General features: G+C 62.6%; 17 protein-coding genes. 6 read left to right on the forward strand and 11 right to left on the reverse strand.

Annotated features, from left to right (window positions below; translation table 11 throughout):
• Position 1: 1 nt before the first annotated feature.
• From RFM98_RS25240 to moaA, 7 genes are all read right to left on the reverse strand, one after another.
• Positions 2 to 787 carry an ABC transporter substrate-binding protein gene (locus tag RFM98_RS25240; protein ID WP_217570844.1) on the reverse strand — a complete coding sequence of 262 codons (786 nt, stop codon included), beginning with the start codon at positions 785 to 787 and terminating at the stop codon, positions 2 to 4.
• A gap of 152 nt (positions 788 to 939) precedes the next feature.
• Positions 940 to 1,455: a molybdopterin-guanine dinucleotide biosynthesis protein B gene (mobB, locus tag RFM98_RS25245; protein ID WP_320311337.1), complete on the reverse strand. Its 516-nt coding sequence runs from the start codon at positions 1,453 to 1,455 to the stop codon at positions 940 to 942.
• Complete coding sequence (gene mobA / locus RFM98_RS25250) at positions 1,452 to 2,084, reverse strand: molybdenum cofactor guanylyltransferase MobA (RefSeq protein WP_320311338.1); 633 nt, start codon at positions 2,082 to 2,084, stop codon at positions 1,452 to 1,454. Before mobA ends, mobB begins: the two co-directional genes overlap by 4 nt.
• Before the next feature lie 5 nt (positions 2,085 to 2,089).
• Complete coding sequence (locus RFM98_RS25255; protein ID WP_320311339.1) at positions 2,090 to 3,010, reverse strand: DMT family transporter; 921 nt, start codon at positions 3,008 to 3,010, stop codon at positions 2,090 to 2,092.
• Positions 3,011 to 3,134: 124 nt separating this feature from the next.
• Entirely contained in the window at positions 3,135 to 3,491 is a 357-nt protein-coding gene (locus RFM98_RS25260) for a hypothetical protein (RefSeq protein WP_320311340.1), read from the reverse strand.
• Between the two features lie 112 nt (positions 3,492 to 3,603).
• Positions 3,604 to 4,098 (reverse strand): hypothetical protein, encoded by a 495-nt coding sequence (locus RFM98_RS25265; protein ID WP_320311341.1) that lies wholly within the window; start codon positions 4,096 to 4,098, stop codon positions 3,604 to 3,606.
• A 53-nt stretch (positions 4,099 to 4,151) separates the two neighbouring features.
• Entirely contained in the window at positions 4,152 to 5,165 is a 1,014-nt protein-coding gene (gene moaA, locus RFM98_RS25270; protein ID WP_320311372.1) for a GTP 3',8-cyclase MoaA, read from the reverse strand.
• Between the two features lie 198 nt (positions 5,166 to 5,363).
• Here moaA and RFM98_RS25275 point away from each other — a divergent pair, with 198 nt between their 5' ends.
• Complete coding sequence (locus RFM98_RS25275; RefSeq protein WP_320311342.1) at positions 5,364 to 5,717, forward strand: gamma-butyrobetaine hydroxylase family protein; 354 nt, start codon at positions 5,364 to 5,366, stop codon at positions 5,715 to 5,717.
• Positions 5,718 to 5,810: 93 nt separating this feature from the next.
• Complete coding sequence (locus tag RFM98_RS25280; RefSeq protein WP_320311343.1) at positions 5,811 to 6,422, forward strand: pyridoxamine 5'-phosphate oxidase family protein; 612 nt, start codon at positions 5,811 to 5,813, stop codon at positions 6,420 to 6,422.
• A gap of 62 nt (positions 6,423 to 6,484) precedes the next feature.
• Here the strand turns inward: RFM98_RS25280 and RFM98_RS25285 are convergent, their stop codons facing one another.
• Complete coding sequence (locus RFM98_RS25285) at positions 6,485 to 6,937, reverse strand: MarR family winged helix-turn-helix transcriptional regulator (RefSeq protein ID WP_027169363.1); 453 nt, start codon at positions 6,935 to 6,937, stop codon at positions 6,485 to 6,487.
• A gap of 47 nt (positions 6,938 to 6,984) precedes the next feature.
• On the opposite strand from RFM98_RS25285, the gene RFM98_RS25290 reads away from it, so the two are divergent.
• A complete protein-coding gene (locus tag RFM98_RS25290; RefSeq protein WP_320311344.1) occupies positions 6,985 to 7,893 on the forward strand; it encodes an alpha/beta hydrolase in 909 nt (302 codons plus the stop codon).
• A gap of 7 nt (positions 7,894 to 7,900) precedes the next feature.
• Here the strand turns inward: RFM98_RS25290 and RFM98_RS25295 are convergent, their stop codons facing one another.
• A complete protein-coding gene (locus RFM98_RS25295) occupies positions 7,901 to 8,302 on the reverse strand; it encodes a rhodanese-like domain-containing protein (protein ID WP_140672925.1) in 402 nt (133 codons plus the stop codon).
• Between the two features lie 306 nt (positions 8,303 to 8,608).
• Between RFM98_RS25295 and RFM98_RS25300 the strand changes: the two genes are divergently transcribed.
• Positions 8,609 to 10,495: a L,D-transpeptidase family protein gene (locus RFM98_RS25300; RefSeq protein WP_320311345.1), complete on the forward strand. Its 1,887-nt coding sequence runs from the start codon at positions 8,609 to 8,611 to the stop codon at positions 10,493 to 10,495.
• On the opposite strand, the gene RFM98_RS25305 is transcribed toward RFM98_RS25300, so the two are convergent.
• Both RFM98_RS25305 and RFM98_RS25310 read right to left on the reverse strand, forming a co-directional pair.
• Positions 10,487 to 10,957: a hypothetical protein gene (locus RFM98_RS25305; RefSeq protein WP_320311346.1), complete on the reverse strand. Its 471-nt coding sequence runs from the start codon at positions 10,955 to 10,957 to the stop codon at positions 10,487 to 10,489. The two genes, RFM98_RS25300 and RFM98_RS25305, sit on opposite strands and share 9 nt — an antisense overlap.
• Before the next feature lie 163 nt (positions 10,958 to 11,120).
• On the reverse strand, positions 11,121 to 11,378 hold the full coding sequence (locus RFM98_RS25310; protein WP_320311347.1) for a PepSY domain-containing protein: 258 nt from the start codon (positions 11,376 to 11,378) through the stop codon (positions 11,121 to 11,123).
• Positions 11,379 to 11,808: 430 nt separating this feature from the next.
• Between RFM98_RS25310 and RFM98_RS25315 the strand changes: the two genes are divergently transcribed.
• On the forward strand, positions 11,809 to 13,590 hold the full coding sequence (locus RFM98_RS25315; protein WP_320311348.1) for an adenylate/guanylate cyclase domain-containing protein: 1,782 nt from the start codon (positions 11,809 to 11,811) through the stop codon (positions 13,588 to 13,590).
• Positions 13,591 to 13,709: 119 nt separating this feature from the next.
• Positions 13,710 to 18,005: a cytochrome P450 gene (locus RFM98_RS25320; protein WP_320311349.1), complete on the forward strand. Its 4,296-nt coding sequence runs from the start codon at positions 13,710 to 13,712 to the stop codon at positions 18,003 to 18,005.
• Positions 18,006 to 18,013 lie beyond the last annotated feature (8 nt).

The following is an 18,013-nucleotide window of genomic DNA, read 5'->3' on the forward strand; positions in this document are numbered from 1 at the left end:
ATCAGGATTCGGCGCCGTAGACGTCGAACTTGAAGTACTTGTCGTTGATTTCCTTGTACTTTCCGTTCTTGCGGATGGCGTCGATCGCGTCGTTCAGCTTGTTGACCAGATCGGTCTCACCCTTGCGCACGGCAATGCCGGCGCCCGGTCCGAAGATCTCGACCGGCTGCGGCGAGGGCTGACCGAGGATCTTGCAGCAAGCGCCGTCCGGCGAATCCAGCCACTGCTGCAGCACGACGATATCGTCCTCGATCGCGTCGAGGCGGCCATTGGCGAGGTCGGCCTGTTCCTCGGGGCTGCTCGGATAGCCCTTGATGGTGCTGTCCGTATAGGTCTTCGAGGCATAATTGTAGTGCGTGGTCGTGGTGGCGACGCCGATGTTCTTGCCGGCGAGGTCTTCCTTGGTCACGCCCTTGAGCGGCGAATCCTTCGGCACGGCGATCGCCGACGGCGTGTTGTAGTATTTGTGGCTGAAGTCGACCTTTTCCTGGCGCTCAGGCGTGATCGACATCGAGGCGACGATAGCGTCGAACTTGCCGGCCTGCAGCGCCGGGATGATGCCGTCCCAATCCTGCGCGACGAAGGTGCACTTCACCTTCATCTCGTCGCAGAGGGCCTTGGCGATATCAATATCGAAGCCGACCAACTGGCCGTCCGAAGTCAGGTTGTTGAAGGGCGGATACGCGCCTTCGGTGCCGATCCTCAGGGTCTTTTCCTGAGCCTGGGCGACGCCAAGTGTCAGCAGCGCGGCCGAAGCGGCAAGCGCGATACGCAGTGCAATACGCATGATAATCCTCTCATATTGTCATGGCCGCTGTCCCGTGCGGCTCTTGTGGGCGGCCGTTTCTTGACTGCCCGCTGGAGCGGATACTCCCACTCTTTGCGAGAAAAAAGCAACTGCAAATCAACGGCAGACGACAATCACCGCCTGCCGCAGCGTTACTTGGTTTGAGCCACGAGACCTGTGCTGCGCTCGACAAAGTCGGCTATCGATTTCGTGTCGTCCAGATCGAAAACGGGCAGCTTTTCGTCTTCGACCGTGAAATCGGCGGCGACGGCGATGATATTGGGATCGTTGGCCGAAAGCGGCGTCCGGTCCTTGGCCTCGAGCCGCCTTGCCTCGATTTTCTTGTGCGCTTCGCGCTTGTAGCCCTCGACCAGCACGATATCGCAGGGCGCCAGGCGCGCCAGTATATCGTCCAGCGTCGGCTCGTCCTCGCCGCGCAATTCGTGCATCAGCGCCCAGCGCCGGTCGGAGACGATCGCGACCTCCGTCGCGCCCGCCTGCCGGTGGCGAAAACTGTCGGCGCCCGGCTTGTCGATGTCGAAATCATGGTGGGCGTGCTTGACCGTCGAAACCGTCCAGCCGCGCGCCACCAGTTCGGTGACCAGCTTTTCCGTCAAGGTCGTCTTGCCGGAGTTCTTCCAGCCGGTGATGCCGAATACGCGTCTCATGGCCAGAGGCTTTGCAACAGACGCTCCGCCTCCGCAAGGTCGTCCGGCGTATTGACGTTGAAGAACGGGTCGATCCTTTGGCCGCCGGCCTCGATCATGGGGAACTCCACCGCGACATAGCCGTGGCGCTCGATGAAAGCGGAAACCCGTCGGTTGTCCTCGTCGACCAGGAAATGACGCAAGGGCTCGCGCTGGCCGAGCGGCCAGAGCGCGAAGGTCGGGTGCCATCTGCCGTCCGAACTGGCGACGGCGATCGCGCCCGGACGGTCGTGGGCTGCCGCAACCAGGCGCTCGACGAGGTCGTCGGGAAAGAATGGCGTGTCGCCGGCGGCGCTCACCAGCCACTGGCAGCCCGTTTGCTTTGTCGCCCATTCGAGACCGGTCAGAATCCCCACAAGCGGGCCGGCATAGCCCGGCACGGTATCTTTGAGCACCGGCAGCTCCATGGCGGCAAATCTTGCCGGATCGCCGTTCGCGTTGAGCCCCAAGATCGCGACTTGCGGCTTCAATCGGGCGGCAACATGATCGAGCAGCCGGACTTTACCCAAAGAAAGCAGAGGTTTGTCCCCGCCGCCCATCCGGCGCGACTGGCCTCCCGCCAGAATGATCCCCGCAACAGTCCGATCCATCGCGCCTATATGCCGTCCGGCGCCATATCGGGTCCAGCGCTTTCCGCCGCAGGCTGTCTGCGACCCACGACGCGCTCGCGATAGAGCGCGTAGAGGCCGGAGCCGATGATGATGGCGGCGCCGACGATCATCGGCGGATCGGGGATGTCGCCGAAAATGACGAGGCCGAGCAGGATCGACCACAGAAGCGCGGTGTAGCGGAATGGCGCGATGAAGGAGATGTCGCCCGAGCGCATCGCCATGATGATGAACTGATAGCCGATCAGCACCAGCACCGCCGCCAGCGCCAGCAGCGCGGTCGCCTTGCCGCTCATCGCCGTCCAGCCGCCCATCGGCGACAAAAGCAGTGCGCCCAGGACCGTCATGGCAAGCGCTGTCGCGGTCGACACCAGCATGGTCGGGATCGCCTGCGGGATACGCTTGGTGGCGAGGTCGCGCACCGCGCAGCAGGCGACGCTGGTCAATGCCAGCAGCGAATAGACGCTGAACCCTTCGAAACCCGGCCGCACGATGATCAGCACGCCGGCAAAGCCGACGGCAATGGCAACCCAGCGTCGCCAGCCGACACCTTCGCCGAAGAACAGTGCCGCGCCCATCGTCACCGCCAGCGGCAGCGCCTGCAGCACGGCGGACACGTTGGCGATCGGCAAATGCGCAAGCGCGATCAGGAACGACACCGTTGCGCCGGCTTCGCCCGCCACCCGCGCAGCCACCATCGGCTGCAGCATTGCTGCCGGATTGGCAAGCGCGCCGCGCCGCCGGGCAAGCAGGCCGACGAAGAGGGAGGCGAAGGCGCCGCGCACCAGCATGACCTGCGCCATGTTCATCGATTCGGAGGAGAATTTGGTGATCGCGTCGTTCATTGTGAAGCCGACCATGGCCACGATCATGAACAGCGCGCCGCGCAGATTTGGCGAGAGAGGCAAAAGGCGTTTCCGGATTTATTTCAAATCAAGCCTGTAGCAGGCAACCGGAAAACAGCAACGGCAAAGAAATGGGCCACGAATTTCCGCGTGACCCATGAGATCGATTTGCAAAAATTTCGAAGGCTTACTTCGGCGTCAGCACTTCGGTGCCGTTGCCGTTCTGGCCGGCGATGGTCCACAGCCCGTGCAGGGAACCGTCCTTCTCGATCTTGTAGACGACGAGGCCGATCTCCTTGCCCATCGCGTAACCAGCGGAAAACGCATTGTCGTTGCGCATGCAGATACCGTCCGAGGTCGAGCCGCCGGTTTCCCAATGGATCGTGCAGGTCGTGTCGCTGGTCAACGTGATGGTCGCCTCGCCGCCATATTTCGAACCGTCGAAATTGGTGCCGGCGACCGTATAGGTGCCGCCGATCGACTGAGCCGCCGCCGGCATGGCAGCAACCCCAAGCATTGCAAGTGAAAGCATGAATATGCGCATGTGCACTCCCCCTAAGAGCGAAAAATTGCGCTGAGACGCTAGGCTGGAAAAGGCTGGCGGTAAATCGGGCGAAGGCGGCGCAAGCGCTTTATTTTCAGCGTGGCCGGCTGCCTCAAGGGCCACGCAGGCTCTTGGTGATGGCGCCGACCAGCGGATCGTATTTCGCCTTGAGCGAGGGGGGATACTCGACGAAGACTGTGCGGATGACGTCATCCTTGCCGAACAGGCGGCGTTCATAAAAGATCTTGCCGTCCTTGGTGCCGGACAGCACCGCCCAGTTCCTGCCTGTCTTGCTGTAAGTGACCTTGTAGCCCGGCTCGGTGCTCGCTTTCTCGCCGTCGACGAAACCCCGCGGGGTGTCGTTGTCGATGTTGTTGATGCCGGAGCAGGTCAGGCTGGCGCCGTCGGCACTAAGCCATTGCTGTCCATCGCCATTTTCCGGCTCGGGCATGGGATTGTTGAAGATTTCATCGGGGAATGTGCATGACTGGCCGAAGCGCGCATTCACATAAGTGAACGGCTTGGCGGTTGCCGTTGTCGTCATGATGATCGAGAGGGGGAGGAGTGCGGCCAGCGACGACCAACCGATGCGATGAAGATTTGGCATGATTCCCCTTGGCCAATGACCAGGTTCGATCATGCACCAAGCCAGAGAAAAAATCAGCCGCCGGTGACGCTCATATGCCGCGACACCGAGGGGCGGCTGGTGCGCCGGTCGATGATGAAATCATGGCCCTTCGGCTTGCGGCCGATGGCTTCGTCGATTGCCGCGTCGAGCAACTCGTTACCTTCGGAGGCGCGCAACGGCGCCCGGAGGTCGGCGGCATCCTCCTGGCCAAGGCACATATAGAGCGTGCCGGTGCAGGTCAGCCGCACGCGGTTGCAGCTTTCACAGAAATTATGGGTCATCGGCGTGATGAAGCCGAGCCGGCCGCCGGTCTCGGCGACATGGACATAGCGGGCAGGGCCGCCGGTCTTGTAGGGGATATCGGCGAGCGTGAACTGGCGCTCCAGCGAGGCGCGCAGCAGCGACAGCGGCAAATACTGGTCGGTGCGGTCGGCCTCGATCTCGCCCATCGGCATCGTCTCGATGACGGTGAGGTCCATGCCGCGGCCATGCGCCCAGCGCATCAGCTCGGGGATCTCGGCATCGTTGAAGTCGCGCAGCGCCACGGCGTTGAGCTTGATCTTCAGCCCGGCCTTTTGCGCGGCATCGATGCCTTCCATCACCTTGCCGAGATTGCCCCAGCGCGTGATCTGGTGGAATTTCCCGGCGTCGAGCGTGTCGAGCGAGACGTTGATGCGCTTGACGCCGCAGTCGGCGAGCTCGGCGGCGAAGCGCGAAAGCTGCGAGCCGTTGGTGGTCAGCGTCAGTTCTTCCAGCGCGCCGCTCTGGAGATGCCGCGACAGTTGGCGCACCAGATGCATGATGTTCTTGCGCACCAGCGGCTCGCCGCCGGTCAGCCGCAGCTTCTTCACGCCTTTTTCGATGAAAACGGTGCAGAGCCGGTCAAGCTCCTCGAGCGACAGCAGATCCTTCTTCGGCAGGAAGGTCATGTCCTCGGCCATGCAATAGGTACAGCGGAAATCGCAGCGGTCGGTGACCGACACGCGCAGATAGCTGATGGTGCGACCGAAGGGGTCGATCATGTTACGACCGAAGGGGTCGATCATGTCCATTTGCAAGCGTTTCCCGTGGCCTGAGCTGCGTCGTTATATACAGCTATGTGATACGATCCAATGCCGCATTCAAGATAGAAGGTCTTGATCTTTGGTAACATTCCCCGACCGACATCGCGTGTCGGCTGCTTCCAATCTATCCGGATCGTGCGAAGCGGCGTAGGGAAGGGGGCAACCAAAGCAGGACAAATCATGACCGCGCCGAAGGAACTCAGGGTCTCGAAGGACCGCAAGCTGCTTACCGTGACCTTTCCCGGTCATCAGCCGTTCGAATTGCCGGCGGAGCTCCTGCGCGTGGCCTCGCCTTCGGCGGAAGTGCAGGGCCATTCGCCGGAGCAACGGGTGACGGTTCCGGGCAAGCGCAATGTCGCGATCCTCAAGATCGAACCGGTCGGCAACTACGCGGTGCGCATCACCTTCGACGATTTCCACGACACCGGCATCTTCACCTGGAACTATCTGCATACGCTAGGCCACGAAAAAGACGAGCGCTGGAGCGCCTATCTTGCCGAGCTGGCCGAGAAGGGGCTGAGCCGGGATCGCTAGCCTGGTTGCAGGAAGTTTCGATACAGGCGGCCGGCTGTCGTCAAAACGTCATGGGCGTGGCGTAGCGCCGGCAAAGGTCCGGAGAACGAGAGAATGTCGCTCATCACATCCGTCGAACAGCTCGAGGCCCTCTATGGGCTGCCGGGCGAGGCCTCGGTCGTCAAGGAGCTCGACCATGTGATTCCCGAATATGCCGCCTTCATCGAAGCCTCGCCCTTCGTGGCGCTGGCGACCAGCGGACCGGAGGGGCTCGACTGCTCGCCGCGCGGCGATCTCGGCGGCTTCGTGCGCATCGTCGATGAGAAGACGTTGATGATGCCGGACAGACGCGGCAACAACCGCGCCGATTCACTGAAGAACATCATTCGCGATCCGCGCGTCGGGCTGCTCTTTCTTGTGCCGGGCTCGGGCACCACGCTGCGCGTCAACGGCCGCGCGCATATCACAACCGATGCCGGGCTTTGCGCGTCGTTCATGGTCGACGGCAAGCCGGCTCGCTCGGTTACCGTCATCGATGTCGACACGGTCTATTTCCAGTGCGCCCGCGCCATCGTGCGCTCCGAGCTTTGGAACCCGGCCAGGCATGTCGATCCGAAATCGCTGCCGACGCCCGGCCAGATCCTCGAGATCACCAGCCGCAAGAATATCGACGCGGAAACTTACGACAAGGAATGGCCGGAGCGGGCCAAGAAGACGATGTGGTGACAGGTGCACCGATATTTCGGTGAGGGCGGCCTGCAAATGGCGGGTCCCTGCGCTTCGGGTGCTCAGGCTTCCTTCAGGACATCGGCGATCTTGCGCATCTGCTCGCCGATCATGTCGCACTGTTCCGGCGTCGACTGGCTCATCGCCTTCTCGATCAGCGCCATGTGAACCTTCAACGCCTTCATCAGCAGCGCTTCGCCTGCCTCGGTGAGGTTCAGCCGCAGCACACGCTTGTCCTTCTCGTCGCCCTCGCGGCGCAGCAGGCCGCGCGCCTCGAGCTGCGGCAACAGCATCGTGATGTTGGAGCGGCCGACCAAGAGCTTGCGGGCCAGGTCGTGCTGCGACATGCCGGGATGGCGGTAAAGGTTCATCAGCACGTCGAGCTGCGCCGGCTTGAGGTCGAGTGGGGCAAGCTTCACCGCCAGCGTGCGCTCCAGCACATGGCAGGCGCGCGCCACCGCAACCCAGTTGCGGAAGCGAGGATTGTCCCAGGGCAGCTCTTGCTTAATGTTCATGTTTGAACTATTATGTTCATGCTTGAACGAATGGATGGACTGCCAATATGGCATCATTTGGAATGAAGGTCATCCGGGGCGTTTTTGGCGCGGCCGAGCATGTTGCGCCGCGTCTCAGCGGCCGCGCCGCGTTCGAATTGTTTTGCCGCACGCCGAACGTCAAGGCCTTGAGCGATGGCGAACGCCGCGCCGTCGAACGTGCCTCAGCCTTCATGGCCGAGGCGCGCCATCACAGGCTCAAGACGAAGAGAGATTGCGTCGCAGTGCATGAGTTTCGGCCCGAGCCGGGCACGGAATCGCTCGGCACCGTGCTCGTCATCCATGGCTGGCGCTCGCGCACCGAGTATATGCGCGCCCTGATCGAAGGGTTTCGCAACGCAGGCTACAAGGTCGTCTCGCTCGACCTGCCCGGGCATGGCCATTCGCTCGGCCGCCATCTCAACATGGTGAATGCCGTGGACGCCGCGCGGGTCGCCGGCGAATGGTTCGGTCCGTTTGCCGCCGTCGTCGGCCACTCCTTCGGCGGCGCGATTGCCGCCAATGCCGTTGCGGCATCGGTCAAGGGCATGCCGCCGCTCAAGGCGCAAAAGCTGGTGCTGATTGCGGCGCCGAGCTCGCTGCCGGCAATCTTCGACGATTTCAGCCGCATGATGAATGTCGGGCCGCGTTCCAGGGTGGCCATGGCGGATCGGGTGAAACATCTGTCGGGCCGGCCGCTCAGCGAATTCACCGGCGACCGCCAGCTTGCCGCGGCACCCGTGCCGACGCTGATCATCCACGCGCCGGACGATCGCGAGGTCCATGCCGACCATGCCAAGCGCTATGCGGGCGCCGGTCGGCATGTCCACCTGCACTGGGCCGATGGGCTCGGCCACCGCCGTATCCTCGGAGACAGGGATGTCGTTGCGCGCGCAGTGGGCTTTGTGACCGGGCAGCAGGAATCGATCCTGCATTGATCAACGATCAGTCTGCCTTTTTCTTCTGGCCGGGCTCGATCGGCAGGCCTGCCGCTTTCCAGGCCGTGTAACCGCCGAGGATGTGCTTGACCGGCGTCAGTCCCATGTCCTGCGCCGTCTTGGTGGCAAGCGCCGAGCGCCAGCCGCCGGCGCAGAAGAAGACGAAGGTCTTTCCGCTAGCGAAGAACGGCTTGTGGTAGGGGCTTTCGGGATCGATCCAGAATTCCAACATGCCGCGCGTCACATGCTTGGCACCCGGGATCTTGCCATCGCGCTCGACCTCGCGCGGGTCGCGCAGATCGACGAAGATGGTGTCGTCATCCTCCAGCAGCCCGGCTGCCTCCTCCGGCGACACGACCTCGATCTCGGCATTCGCCTCGTCGAGCAACTGGCGATAACCCTTCTTCACGGCAAACCCTCCCGGCCACGCTTGTTGCGGCCGCCGAAATTTCGATCACAAAGCCCTGCGTTTGTCACGGGGGTCAGCCGAGGGCGCCGGCCATCGCCAACGTCTGATTGTTTTCGAGGCCGGAGCAATCGCTGCCTCGGGTCTCACAATGAAGTGAAACCGTTCGGCCACACGGCTTCGAAAATTTATGGAAGCTTAACGAAAACGGTATGAATCAGTATAGTCACGTCATACATCCGCCATGCGGAGGGCGGGACCGTCCAGCGGCGCGGAACGGGAACCGGTCACAACCGGTGCGGGTGAAGCATGAGAATTCTCGGGAACAAAAAAGCTGTCATGCCGATCGCGATTGCGGCTACGCTTGCCTTCGGGCAGCAGCCGGCAAGCGCGCAAGGGCTGTTCGACATGCTGTTCGGCGGCGGCATCCGGCACAATCCGCAGGGCGAATTTCCGCCGCCGCCGAACCCACGCAAGATACGGCCGGCAGCGCCAGACGGAGAGGGTGGTGGCGGCGTCAGGATCAGCAGTCCGACCTACAACACCTATAGGGCCGACAAGCTTGTTCGCGTCGACTTCAAGTCACTGTTGCCGGCAACGCCGCCGGCGACGGCGCAGGATGCGGCCTTCGTGCCGTCCGTGACGAGCACGGCGTTCCGCGATGCGGTTGCGGGTTTGAGCGATTACGAGCTGTTCGCCGAGCCCGACATCGCCAAGGCGCTGATTGCCTATTATTCGGCCAATCCGGATTTCATCTGGGTAAGCGACAATGCTCCCAACAGCAGGGCGCAGGATGCGGTGCGGGTCTTGGGCGAGGCGGCGAGTTACGGCCTGGCGCCGGCGGATTATTCCGTCGATGTTCCGGCAACCGCGACTTCCGCCACGCCGGAAGAGCGGACCAAGGAGCTGGTTCGCTTCGAGATGGCGCTGTCGGCGCGCGTGCTGCGCTATGCCCATGATGCCCAGAGCGGTCGCGTCGATCCCAACCGGATGACCGGCTATTACGATTTCCCGGCCAAGCCTCTCGATCTCGAGGGCGCGCTGAAGACGCTGGCGCACACCCAGGAGGTCCGCACCTACCTCGAATCGCGGCATCCGCAGAACGCCGAGTACCAGGCGCTGCGCGTCGAGTTGGAAGCGCTCGAGGCCAGCGAGGAAAACGAGATCGTCGTCGATCCGAAGCTGCTGCTCAAGCCCGGTGAGAGCAGCCCGGAACTGCCTAAATTGCTGACGCTGATTTCGCGCAATCTCGACGATGCGATGGGCGGCAGCTATGGCGAAGTGCTGGCCCGGCTGGGCAAGAGCGAGCTCTACGAGCCGGACCTTGTGCCGGTGATCAAGGCAGTGCAGCAGCGCGCCGGCATGAAGGGGGATGGCGTCATCGGCCCGCGCACGGTTGCTTCGCTGGCCGGCGCGTCGAAGGCCGACAGGATCGAAAAGGTCAAGGTGGCGCTCGAGGAACTGCGCTGGATGCCGTCCGATCTCGGCAGCCCGCGTGTCTTCATCAACCAGCCCGCCTTCACCGCCAGCTATATCGACAATGGCGAGGAGAAGCTGAAGACCCGCGCCGTCATCGGCCGGGTCACCAACCAGACCGCCTTCTTCTACAACCAGATCAAACAGGTCGACTTCCATCCCTATTGGGGCGTGCCGCAGTCGATCATCGTCAACGAGATGCTGCCCAGGCTGCGCAGCGATCCCGGCTACCTCGACCGTGCCGGCTACGAGGTGACGGATTCGCGCGGCAAGAAGATCCCGTCCTCGGCGGTCGATTGGGGTGCATATGGTGCCAACATCCCCTTTAGCGTGCGCCAGCAGCCGAGCGAGGCCAACGCGCTGGGCGAATTGAAGATCCTCTTCCCCAACAAGCATGCCATCTACATGCATGACACGCCGCAGAAGTCGTTCTTCGCGCGCGACATGCGGGCGCTCAGCCATGGCTGCGTTCGGCTGCAGGATCCGCGCGGCATGGCTGCCGCGGTGCTTGGCACCTCCGTCGACGACATAGCCGAGAAGCTGAAGCACGGGCATTCGACCGAGAATGTCACGCGCGTCATCCCGGTCTATGTCGCCTATTTCACCGCATGGCCGGACATGTCCGGCAAAGTCGAGTATTTCGACGACGTCTATGGCCGCGATTCCAAGCTGATGCAGGCGCTCGACGCGACTGAGGCTGTGCGCACGCCGTCAAGCTAAGCGGTTGACAAGCGGCCGGCGGAAGCCGGCATCGCGCCCGGCGATCAGCCAGTAGATCAGGCCGGCCACGAGGCCGGCGCCGGCGATGATGCCCATGTCGGCCCAGCGTTCCGGATCGTCGGCGGCGTCGGGCCAGATCAGCATGAAACCGGCGGCCGCAGCAGCAGCGCCGAACAGCATGTGCAGCCAAAAGCTTCGCAACGAAAAGAACTCGGCGATCAGCGCGAAGACCAGCGTCTGCATCACCGTCAGGATGATCGTCAGGAAGTAGACAAACATGCCGAGCGGTGGCACCACCAGCACGGCGACGGGCGTGAATTCCATGAGCTCGAAGTAACCCGGCGCGTTGGGCAGTGAGCTCAATATCGCGTAGATCACCACCACTGCGATCAACCCGACCAGCACCGCGACCAGATAGCCGACCAGCACCATCAGGATGCGCTTCAGGACGTAGCCCATCATGCCATGCACTCCCGTGCCCGCAATCATGGCGGGCAGTCAGCCACCAAAGTTGTGACGATGCAAGGGCCCCCGGCGCGTCCTCAGATGCTCGGAGTCGGGCAGGGCCTACGTGCCTTTGGCGGCGAGGTCGACGGCGTAGTATGCCGGATGCAGGCCTTGCGGACTATTTGGGTTCGCCGGTCACGGGATCGTAGGTGATTTGGACTTTGGCCTTGTCCGTCGTGTAGTAGGTGACGGTATAGCCGTCGCTGTCCCAATCGACCTCCTTGACATAGCGGAAGTCGTTGCGATGCTCGACCTTGGCGATGATTTCCGAGAGTTTCTTGGCATTTTGCGGCGGCAGTACCTGCTCGTCTGCCGCCAAGGCTGGTCCACCGGCAAGGAAGGCCGCGATACCGGTTGCGAAAACGAAAGTGCGCATGAGAGCCCTCAATATCATGTTGGCCAAATCTCGTATCGGCCCGGGTGCGGTGAGAAACTCGCACGCAGGCAGGTTTGTTCCGCTGCGTAAGAACAACGCATTTTGAGGCATTTGCCTTGAGGCAGTCGACCTTCGCCTGTCGCTAATCAATTCAGCATCGCTTGGGGCAAAAGAGCGGGCGATTTCAATAGGTAATATTGCGATGCGGATGTGCCTCTTAATGTAACGAATGACTAACCATGCGCCGGATCGAGAATTCGTCATATTAGCTGTTCGTAGTAGAGCTTTCGGCAAGATACTGATAGAGTCCCCGCCATAACAGGGTGGCAACGGCGCGCTGGCCTGCCGAGGAGTTCCGTCGGCGGGCGGCGACGTGTTTTCGAGCACAGGTCGCCTGTTTGGACGGAAGCGGGGGACTGGGGGCTCGATCATGGCTGAACGGAATTATACCCGTCAGCTTGCGACAATCATTTCAATCGACGCCGTAGGGTTCTCGAGGCTGATGGGCATCGACGACGAGTTGGCTGTCGCCGCCTTCGAGGAGAGGCGCGACATCATCGCCGACAGTTGCGGCGCATTCGGCGGGCGCACGTTCGGCGATGCCGGCGACAGCATCATGGCCGAATTCGGCAATCCGATCGAAGCCTTGCGGGCGGCGTTCGATTTCCAGGCGCGGATCGTGGCGTTGAATGCCGCGGTCGCCGAAGACATGCGCATGCCGTTTCGCGCCGGGATCAACACCGGCGACGTCATTGTCCGCGAAGGCCGTCTTTACGGCGACGACGTGAACATCGCCGCCCGGCTTCAGGAATTCGCACCGCATGACGGCGTCGCCATCTCGGCGACGACATGGCACCACGTGAAGGACAAGACAGCGGCGGTCTTCACCGATCTCGGCGAGTTCAGCCTGAAGAACATCGCCCTGCCGGTGCAGGTCCTGATCGCCGGCCGCGGCGGCAACGGGCCTGCCGCGGCGACTTCCTTCGTTTCTATCCCCACCGCGCCCGGCCACTACAGACCGGTCGCCAAGGGTCCCCCGGCAATCGCGGTGCTGCCGTTCCAGGGCGACGGAAGCGAACCCGACGTCGGCTATATGGCGGACGGTATTGCCGAGGACATCATCTACGGCCTTTCCAACACGCGCTGGCTTTCGGTCATCGCCAAGGGTTCAAGCTTTCAGTTTCGCGACGACAGCCTGGGCACAAGGCTCATCGGCAACGCGCTTGGCGCGCGCTACATCGTCAGCGGCACGTTGGCGCGTTATGACGCGCATATCCGTCTCAACGCGTCGCTCACCGACACGTCGAACGGGCGCCTGGTCTGGTCGCAGCGCTTCGACCGCGACCTTGTCGATATCTTCAGCCTGCGCGACCAGATCGGCAGCGAGATCGTTTCCATCCTCGACAAGGAGGTCGATCGCGCCGAGCAGGCGCGAACCTTCCAGGTGCCTTGGGAGAGCCTCGAAACCTGGCAACTGGTCAGGCGCGGCCGCTGGCACATGAACCGGCGCACGCGTCGCGATACCGAAATTGCCCTCGACTTCTTCGACAGAGCCTACCGGGACGATCCGAACTCGAGTGCCGTGCTCAACGAGTTGGCATGGTGGTACTTCTGGCGGGCGTGGCTGCGTTTCGGCGATAGCGACGACCTGGAAAAAGTCGAGACTCTTGCGCGCAAGGCGCTTCTGATGGACAGCCTCGATGCGCGTCCGCATGCTTATCTCGGCGCCGCCGACATCATGCGCGGCCTTCCGGCTTTGGCGGCCGAGCACCTCACCGAGGCGATCCACATCAATCCGAGCTTCGCCTTCGCCCGCTCGGCCATGGGCAGCGCGTATCTGCTGCTTGGCGATGCGACTGGCGCGATACCGTTCTTCCTCGATACCGAGCGGTTGAGCCCGTTCGACCTCTATCGATTCCACAATCTGGGGGAACTGGCCGCCGCCTATTGCTTCGTCGAGGACTGGCCGGCCGCGATCGCCACCGCCGAGCGCTCGCTCAACCTGTCGCCAAGTTACTTTTACGCCAGGTTCCTGAAGATAGGCGCCCTGATCAGAAGCGGCCGGCGCGACGAGGCGGCGCGGGAGCTCGCCATCTTCACGACCAGGCATCCCGATTTTTCCGAGCAGAGGATACGCTGGATACCGTTCGTCGACCCGGCCAAGAACAATTTTCTGATCGCCAATTTCGATCGAGCCAAGTCAGCTGCATGATTGCCGGGGCCGACAACAAATGACTGTGAACGAATTCACATACGCCGGACCGATGCAAACCTAGGCCAGAAATATGCCGGCATCGCATTGACGTGGACAGCCGGGGGGCTTGAACGCGCATGATCACATTGAAGTACTTCGCTGCTGTCAGGGCCGCCCAGAAGAACCAGCGTCCCGTTGCCGAGATGCCGCCGTTCGACATCGACCGGCTGCGTTCCAAGGGCGGCATTGCTTCGCGCATCGCCGGCGTCCTTTTCGGCGATCCGCGCTGGCTGCTGGCGCTGCTGCGCCGTTTCTGGCCGAATCTCGGCTTTGGCAATTTCCTGCTCGTCACCAAGGGCGCGGATGTTCGCGACATATTGGAGCGCGGCGACGAGTTCGAGACGCCCTACGGGCCGGAAATGGCCGAACTGGCCCGGGGCTCGAATTTCATTCTCGGCATGCAGGACGGCGCCGCATACCGGCAGATGAAATCGGCTGTGCTGAGCGCCTTTCCACCGGCGGAAGTCGAAGCCACCGTCAGGCCGATCGCCGAGCGCCATTCGCGCGACATCATGACCCGCGCCAGCCCCGGCTTCGATGCCATCGCCGGCTTGATGAAGATCGTGCCGGTGCGCATCTGCCGCGATTATTTCGGTCTCGAGATCGATGACGAAAGCGAGTTCGCCGACTGGTCGATCGCGCTCAGCGCGCTGTTCTTTTCCGATCCGACGGCAAATCCCGCCACGCGCCAGCTTGCCGTGGTCGCCGGAGACCGGCTGATCAAGGTCATAGACCGCTCGATCGCCGCGGTCAGGGAAAGGGCAGGCGAGGACGACCGGCCGCTGGCCCGTCTCGTCGCACTGATGGACCAGGGACGCCTGTCGCTGCCCGACATCCATTCGATCATGCTCGGCATGGTCGCCGGCTTCGTGCCGACCAATGTGCTCGCCGGTAGCAATTGCCTGGATGTGATCCTGTCGCGAACCGATGCGCGGCAGGCCGTGGATGAGGCAATCGTGGCCGGCGATACCGGGAAGCTCGACCGGGCGATCATGGAAGCCATGCGCTTCAAGCCGATCTGGATCGGCCCTTGGCGCTATACAAGGCGTGACGCGGTGATCGGCAAGGGCACCCGCCGCGAGCGCCTGGTCAAGGCCGGAACGGTGGTGATGCCGGCCACGCTTTCGGCGATGTTCGATCCGGAGATCGTGCAGCGGCCGAACGAGTTCGATACGTCGCGCCCGTATCGCGACTACATGGTGTTCGGTCACGGCATACATCTGTGCATCGGCGCTGAGATCGCCCGCATCCAGATCGGCGAATGCGTCCGCGCCCTGTTCAGCAAACCGAAGCTGGCCCGCGCGCGGGGCGGGGCCGGCAAGATGGTCAATGTCGGCGCCTATCCGGCAGGCCTCAAGGTCGATTTCGAACGCTCGCCGCTTTGCCGCACCGCCGACCAGTCGATGGTGACGGTAGTCTGCCCGATCACCTGCCCGATGCCGCTTGATGCCGTGCGCGACAAAGTCGCCGGCCTCGGCAATCCGGCGATTGGCGAGCTCCGCGCCGCGCTCGACAAGGTCGGGACCATTCATTTCACCAGCCTGGCCGTCGCTCCCACCGGCAAGGACGAGAAATCGGGGATCGAGACCGGTGCGCTGGTGTTCGAGATCTCCGGCGACGGCAGCACCGACGATGTCATTGCCGCCGTGGCGCAATCGATCGGTGACCGGCTGCGGCCGATCTTCAGGGACGTGTGCGGCCTGCCTGTCGGCGGCTCGCTGGAGGACTTCCTGAAGAAGCGCCACATCGAGATATCGCCTTCCTTCGGCAGTACCGCCGGGCTGGTTTTCTCGGGGACGCCGGGACATTCCGTGCGCCGTATCCTTGCCGAGCATGAGCTTGCCGAAGCTGTGCGCGGTATCGTCGAACGGCCTCGAAAAGGTACCGGCAACGCTCCGGCGGTGCTCGCCGAAGCCCGCGAGCATGTCCGTTCGCTGGGAAAATTCGCCTGGGCGTTCGAGCCGGCCGAAAGCCTGCTCGAGAAACCGCCGGGCAAATGGCGGTATGCCTTCACCTCGACGCTGTTCACGCCAGCCGTGTTTGTGGGTGTCTTGGCCGTCTGGCTCTTTTTCGCATGGCTGACCTATGTGACGGTGTTCAATGATCCGCCTTGGTGGGCCTTCCGCGCCATTTTTATCGTTGGCGCCTCGCTGATTTTGAGCGCGCTTGGCATTTTGTCGTCCGTAGGTTTGCTGTTGGGGCTCTGCTTCTGGGCGCTGCGACGCCTTGAAGACAGTGACCGGCCGGAGACCAACTCGATTCAGATATCCGTGCTGAAGGAAATCCTCGCCAGGGAGGACCATGGAGCGCAAAACAATCTGACCGCAATCTCGACGATGAAGCCCGGTATCTTGAGGCGGTCGGCGCTCAGGCTCTCTTTTTACCTGATCTCGATCTCGGCGCAAAAAGTGTTCAAGCCGGGCTTTCTCAACACCATCAACACCATCCATTTCGCCAGATGGGTAGTGCTGCCCGGCACCAACAAGCTGATGTTCTTCTCCAACTATGGCGGGAGCTGGGAAAGCTATCTGGAGGACTTCATCGCCAAGGCATCCGCCGGCCTGACCGGTGTGTGGAGCAACGCCGTCGGCTATCCGCGCACGCGCTGGCTGTTCCTCGATGGCGCGCGCGACGGCGACCGGTTCAAGCGCTGGGCGCGCCGCCAGCAAGTGCCGACGCTCTTCTGGTATTCGGCCTACCGCGACCTCAACACCGTTCGCATCCGGAACAATTCGCGCATCAGGCGCGGCATCGCTTCCGCAACCGGCAACGAGGCGCGCGACTGGTTAAGCCTGTTCGGTTCGCTGCCGCGGCCGATGACGGAAAGAACCGCCGTTCAAAAGACCACCTCGATTCTGGCCAATGTCAGTTCAGCCTTTCCGCCGCCTCTCGAACAGCAGCTGGAAACCGGCGAGATACAGTCCATCTTCTTTGGCCCGTTCGGCCCGCTTGGCTATGGCCATATGATGGCAATCCAAGTGCCGGAGAAACTTCCTCGAGCCAAACGCAAGGCTTGGCTGGCCTTCGTCATCGAACAGACCAGTTTCGGCGATGGCAAGCCGGTCAGCCGAGCCATGACAGTGGCCTTCGGCCCTGGTGGTTTGCGGCAGCTGGGGCTCGACGAGGGCATTGATGACGATCCGCTGGATACATTCCCGATCGCCTTCCGCCACGGCATGGGCAATCCCGAGCGTGGGCGAATTCTGGACGACACGGGCAGCGACGGATGGGAGTGGGGCTCGCAGCGCAAGCCGGTCGACGCAGTTGTCGTGTGCTACGCAAAGACGCCAGCCATCCTGAAGAACGAGGTCGCCGCCGTGAAGAAAAAGACGGCAGAGGCCGGAATGACCGTCGCCGCCGAACTGCCGCTCATTGTGAACCGCGAACCGGGCGAACCGGAAGCAAAAGCAGCTGAGGCCGCCGAGCACCACGGCAAGCAAAGGCGTCAGCCGGCCTATGAGCATTTCGGATTTGCTGACGGCATATCGCAGCCGATCGTGCGGGGGACGGCGCGGGCCAACAAGGTTGCCGCGCCCATGCATCTGGTCGAGCCCGGCGAGTTCCTGTTCGGTTATCGCGACGAGCATGGCTTCTATCCGGCCTCGCCCTCGGTGAGTGCCACACGCGATCAGAACAGGATCCTGTCGCAGGTGCGCCGCAGCCGACTGATTCCCGGCCTGCCTCCGCCGCCGCGGGACTTCGGCCGCAACGGCTCATTTCTTGTCGTGCGCCAATTCGAGCAGCATGTCGGCATCTTCAACAAATACTGCGAAGAGGCCGCCGCACGGGCGGCGAGCGAAACCGGCAATGACGCCATCACTCGAGAATGGGTTGCCGCCAAGATGCTCGGCCGCTGGCAGAACGGCAGTTCGCTGGTGCGCAATCCCGATCATCCCGGACGTGCCGCCGACAATGACTTTGCGCTCGGTGCCGAGGATTCTCAGGGCCACGCCTGTCCGCTTGGCGCGCACATACGCCGGTCCAATCCGCGCGATTCACTAGGCGAGGATCGCGAGACCCAGATCCAGATCGGCAAGCGTCACCGCATGCTGCGTGTGGGCCGTACCTATGAAAAGAAGGACAGGGGCGGGAAGGTCGAGAAGGGATTGCTCTTCATGTGCCTCAACGCCGACATTGAGCGTCAGTACGAATTTGTCCAGCAGACCTGGGTCTCGTCGACGTCATTCGAGGGCCTTGTCGGTGAGAAGGATCCGACAATCGGCTCGCGCGAAGGCTGCAGCCACTTCACCATCCCGTCGTGGGAGAAGGTCACTGTGCTCAAGGATGTGCCGCAGTTCGTCACCACGAAAGGTGGCGGCTATTTCTTCATGCCGAGCCGCTCGGCGTTGCGCTATCTGATCTCGCGGCTCTGATCGAGGGC

The sequence above is a fragment of the Mesorhizobium australafricanum genome (assembly GCF_033977265.1).
In the GTDB taxonomy this organism is placed as follows: Bacteria; Pseudomonadota; Alphaproteobacteria; order Rhizobiales; family Rhizobiaceae; genus Mesorhizobium; species Mesorhizobium australafricanum.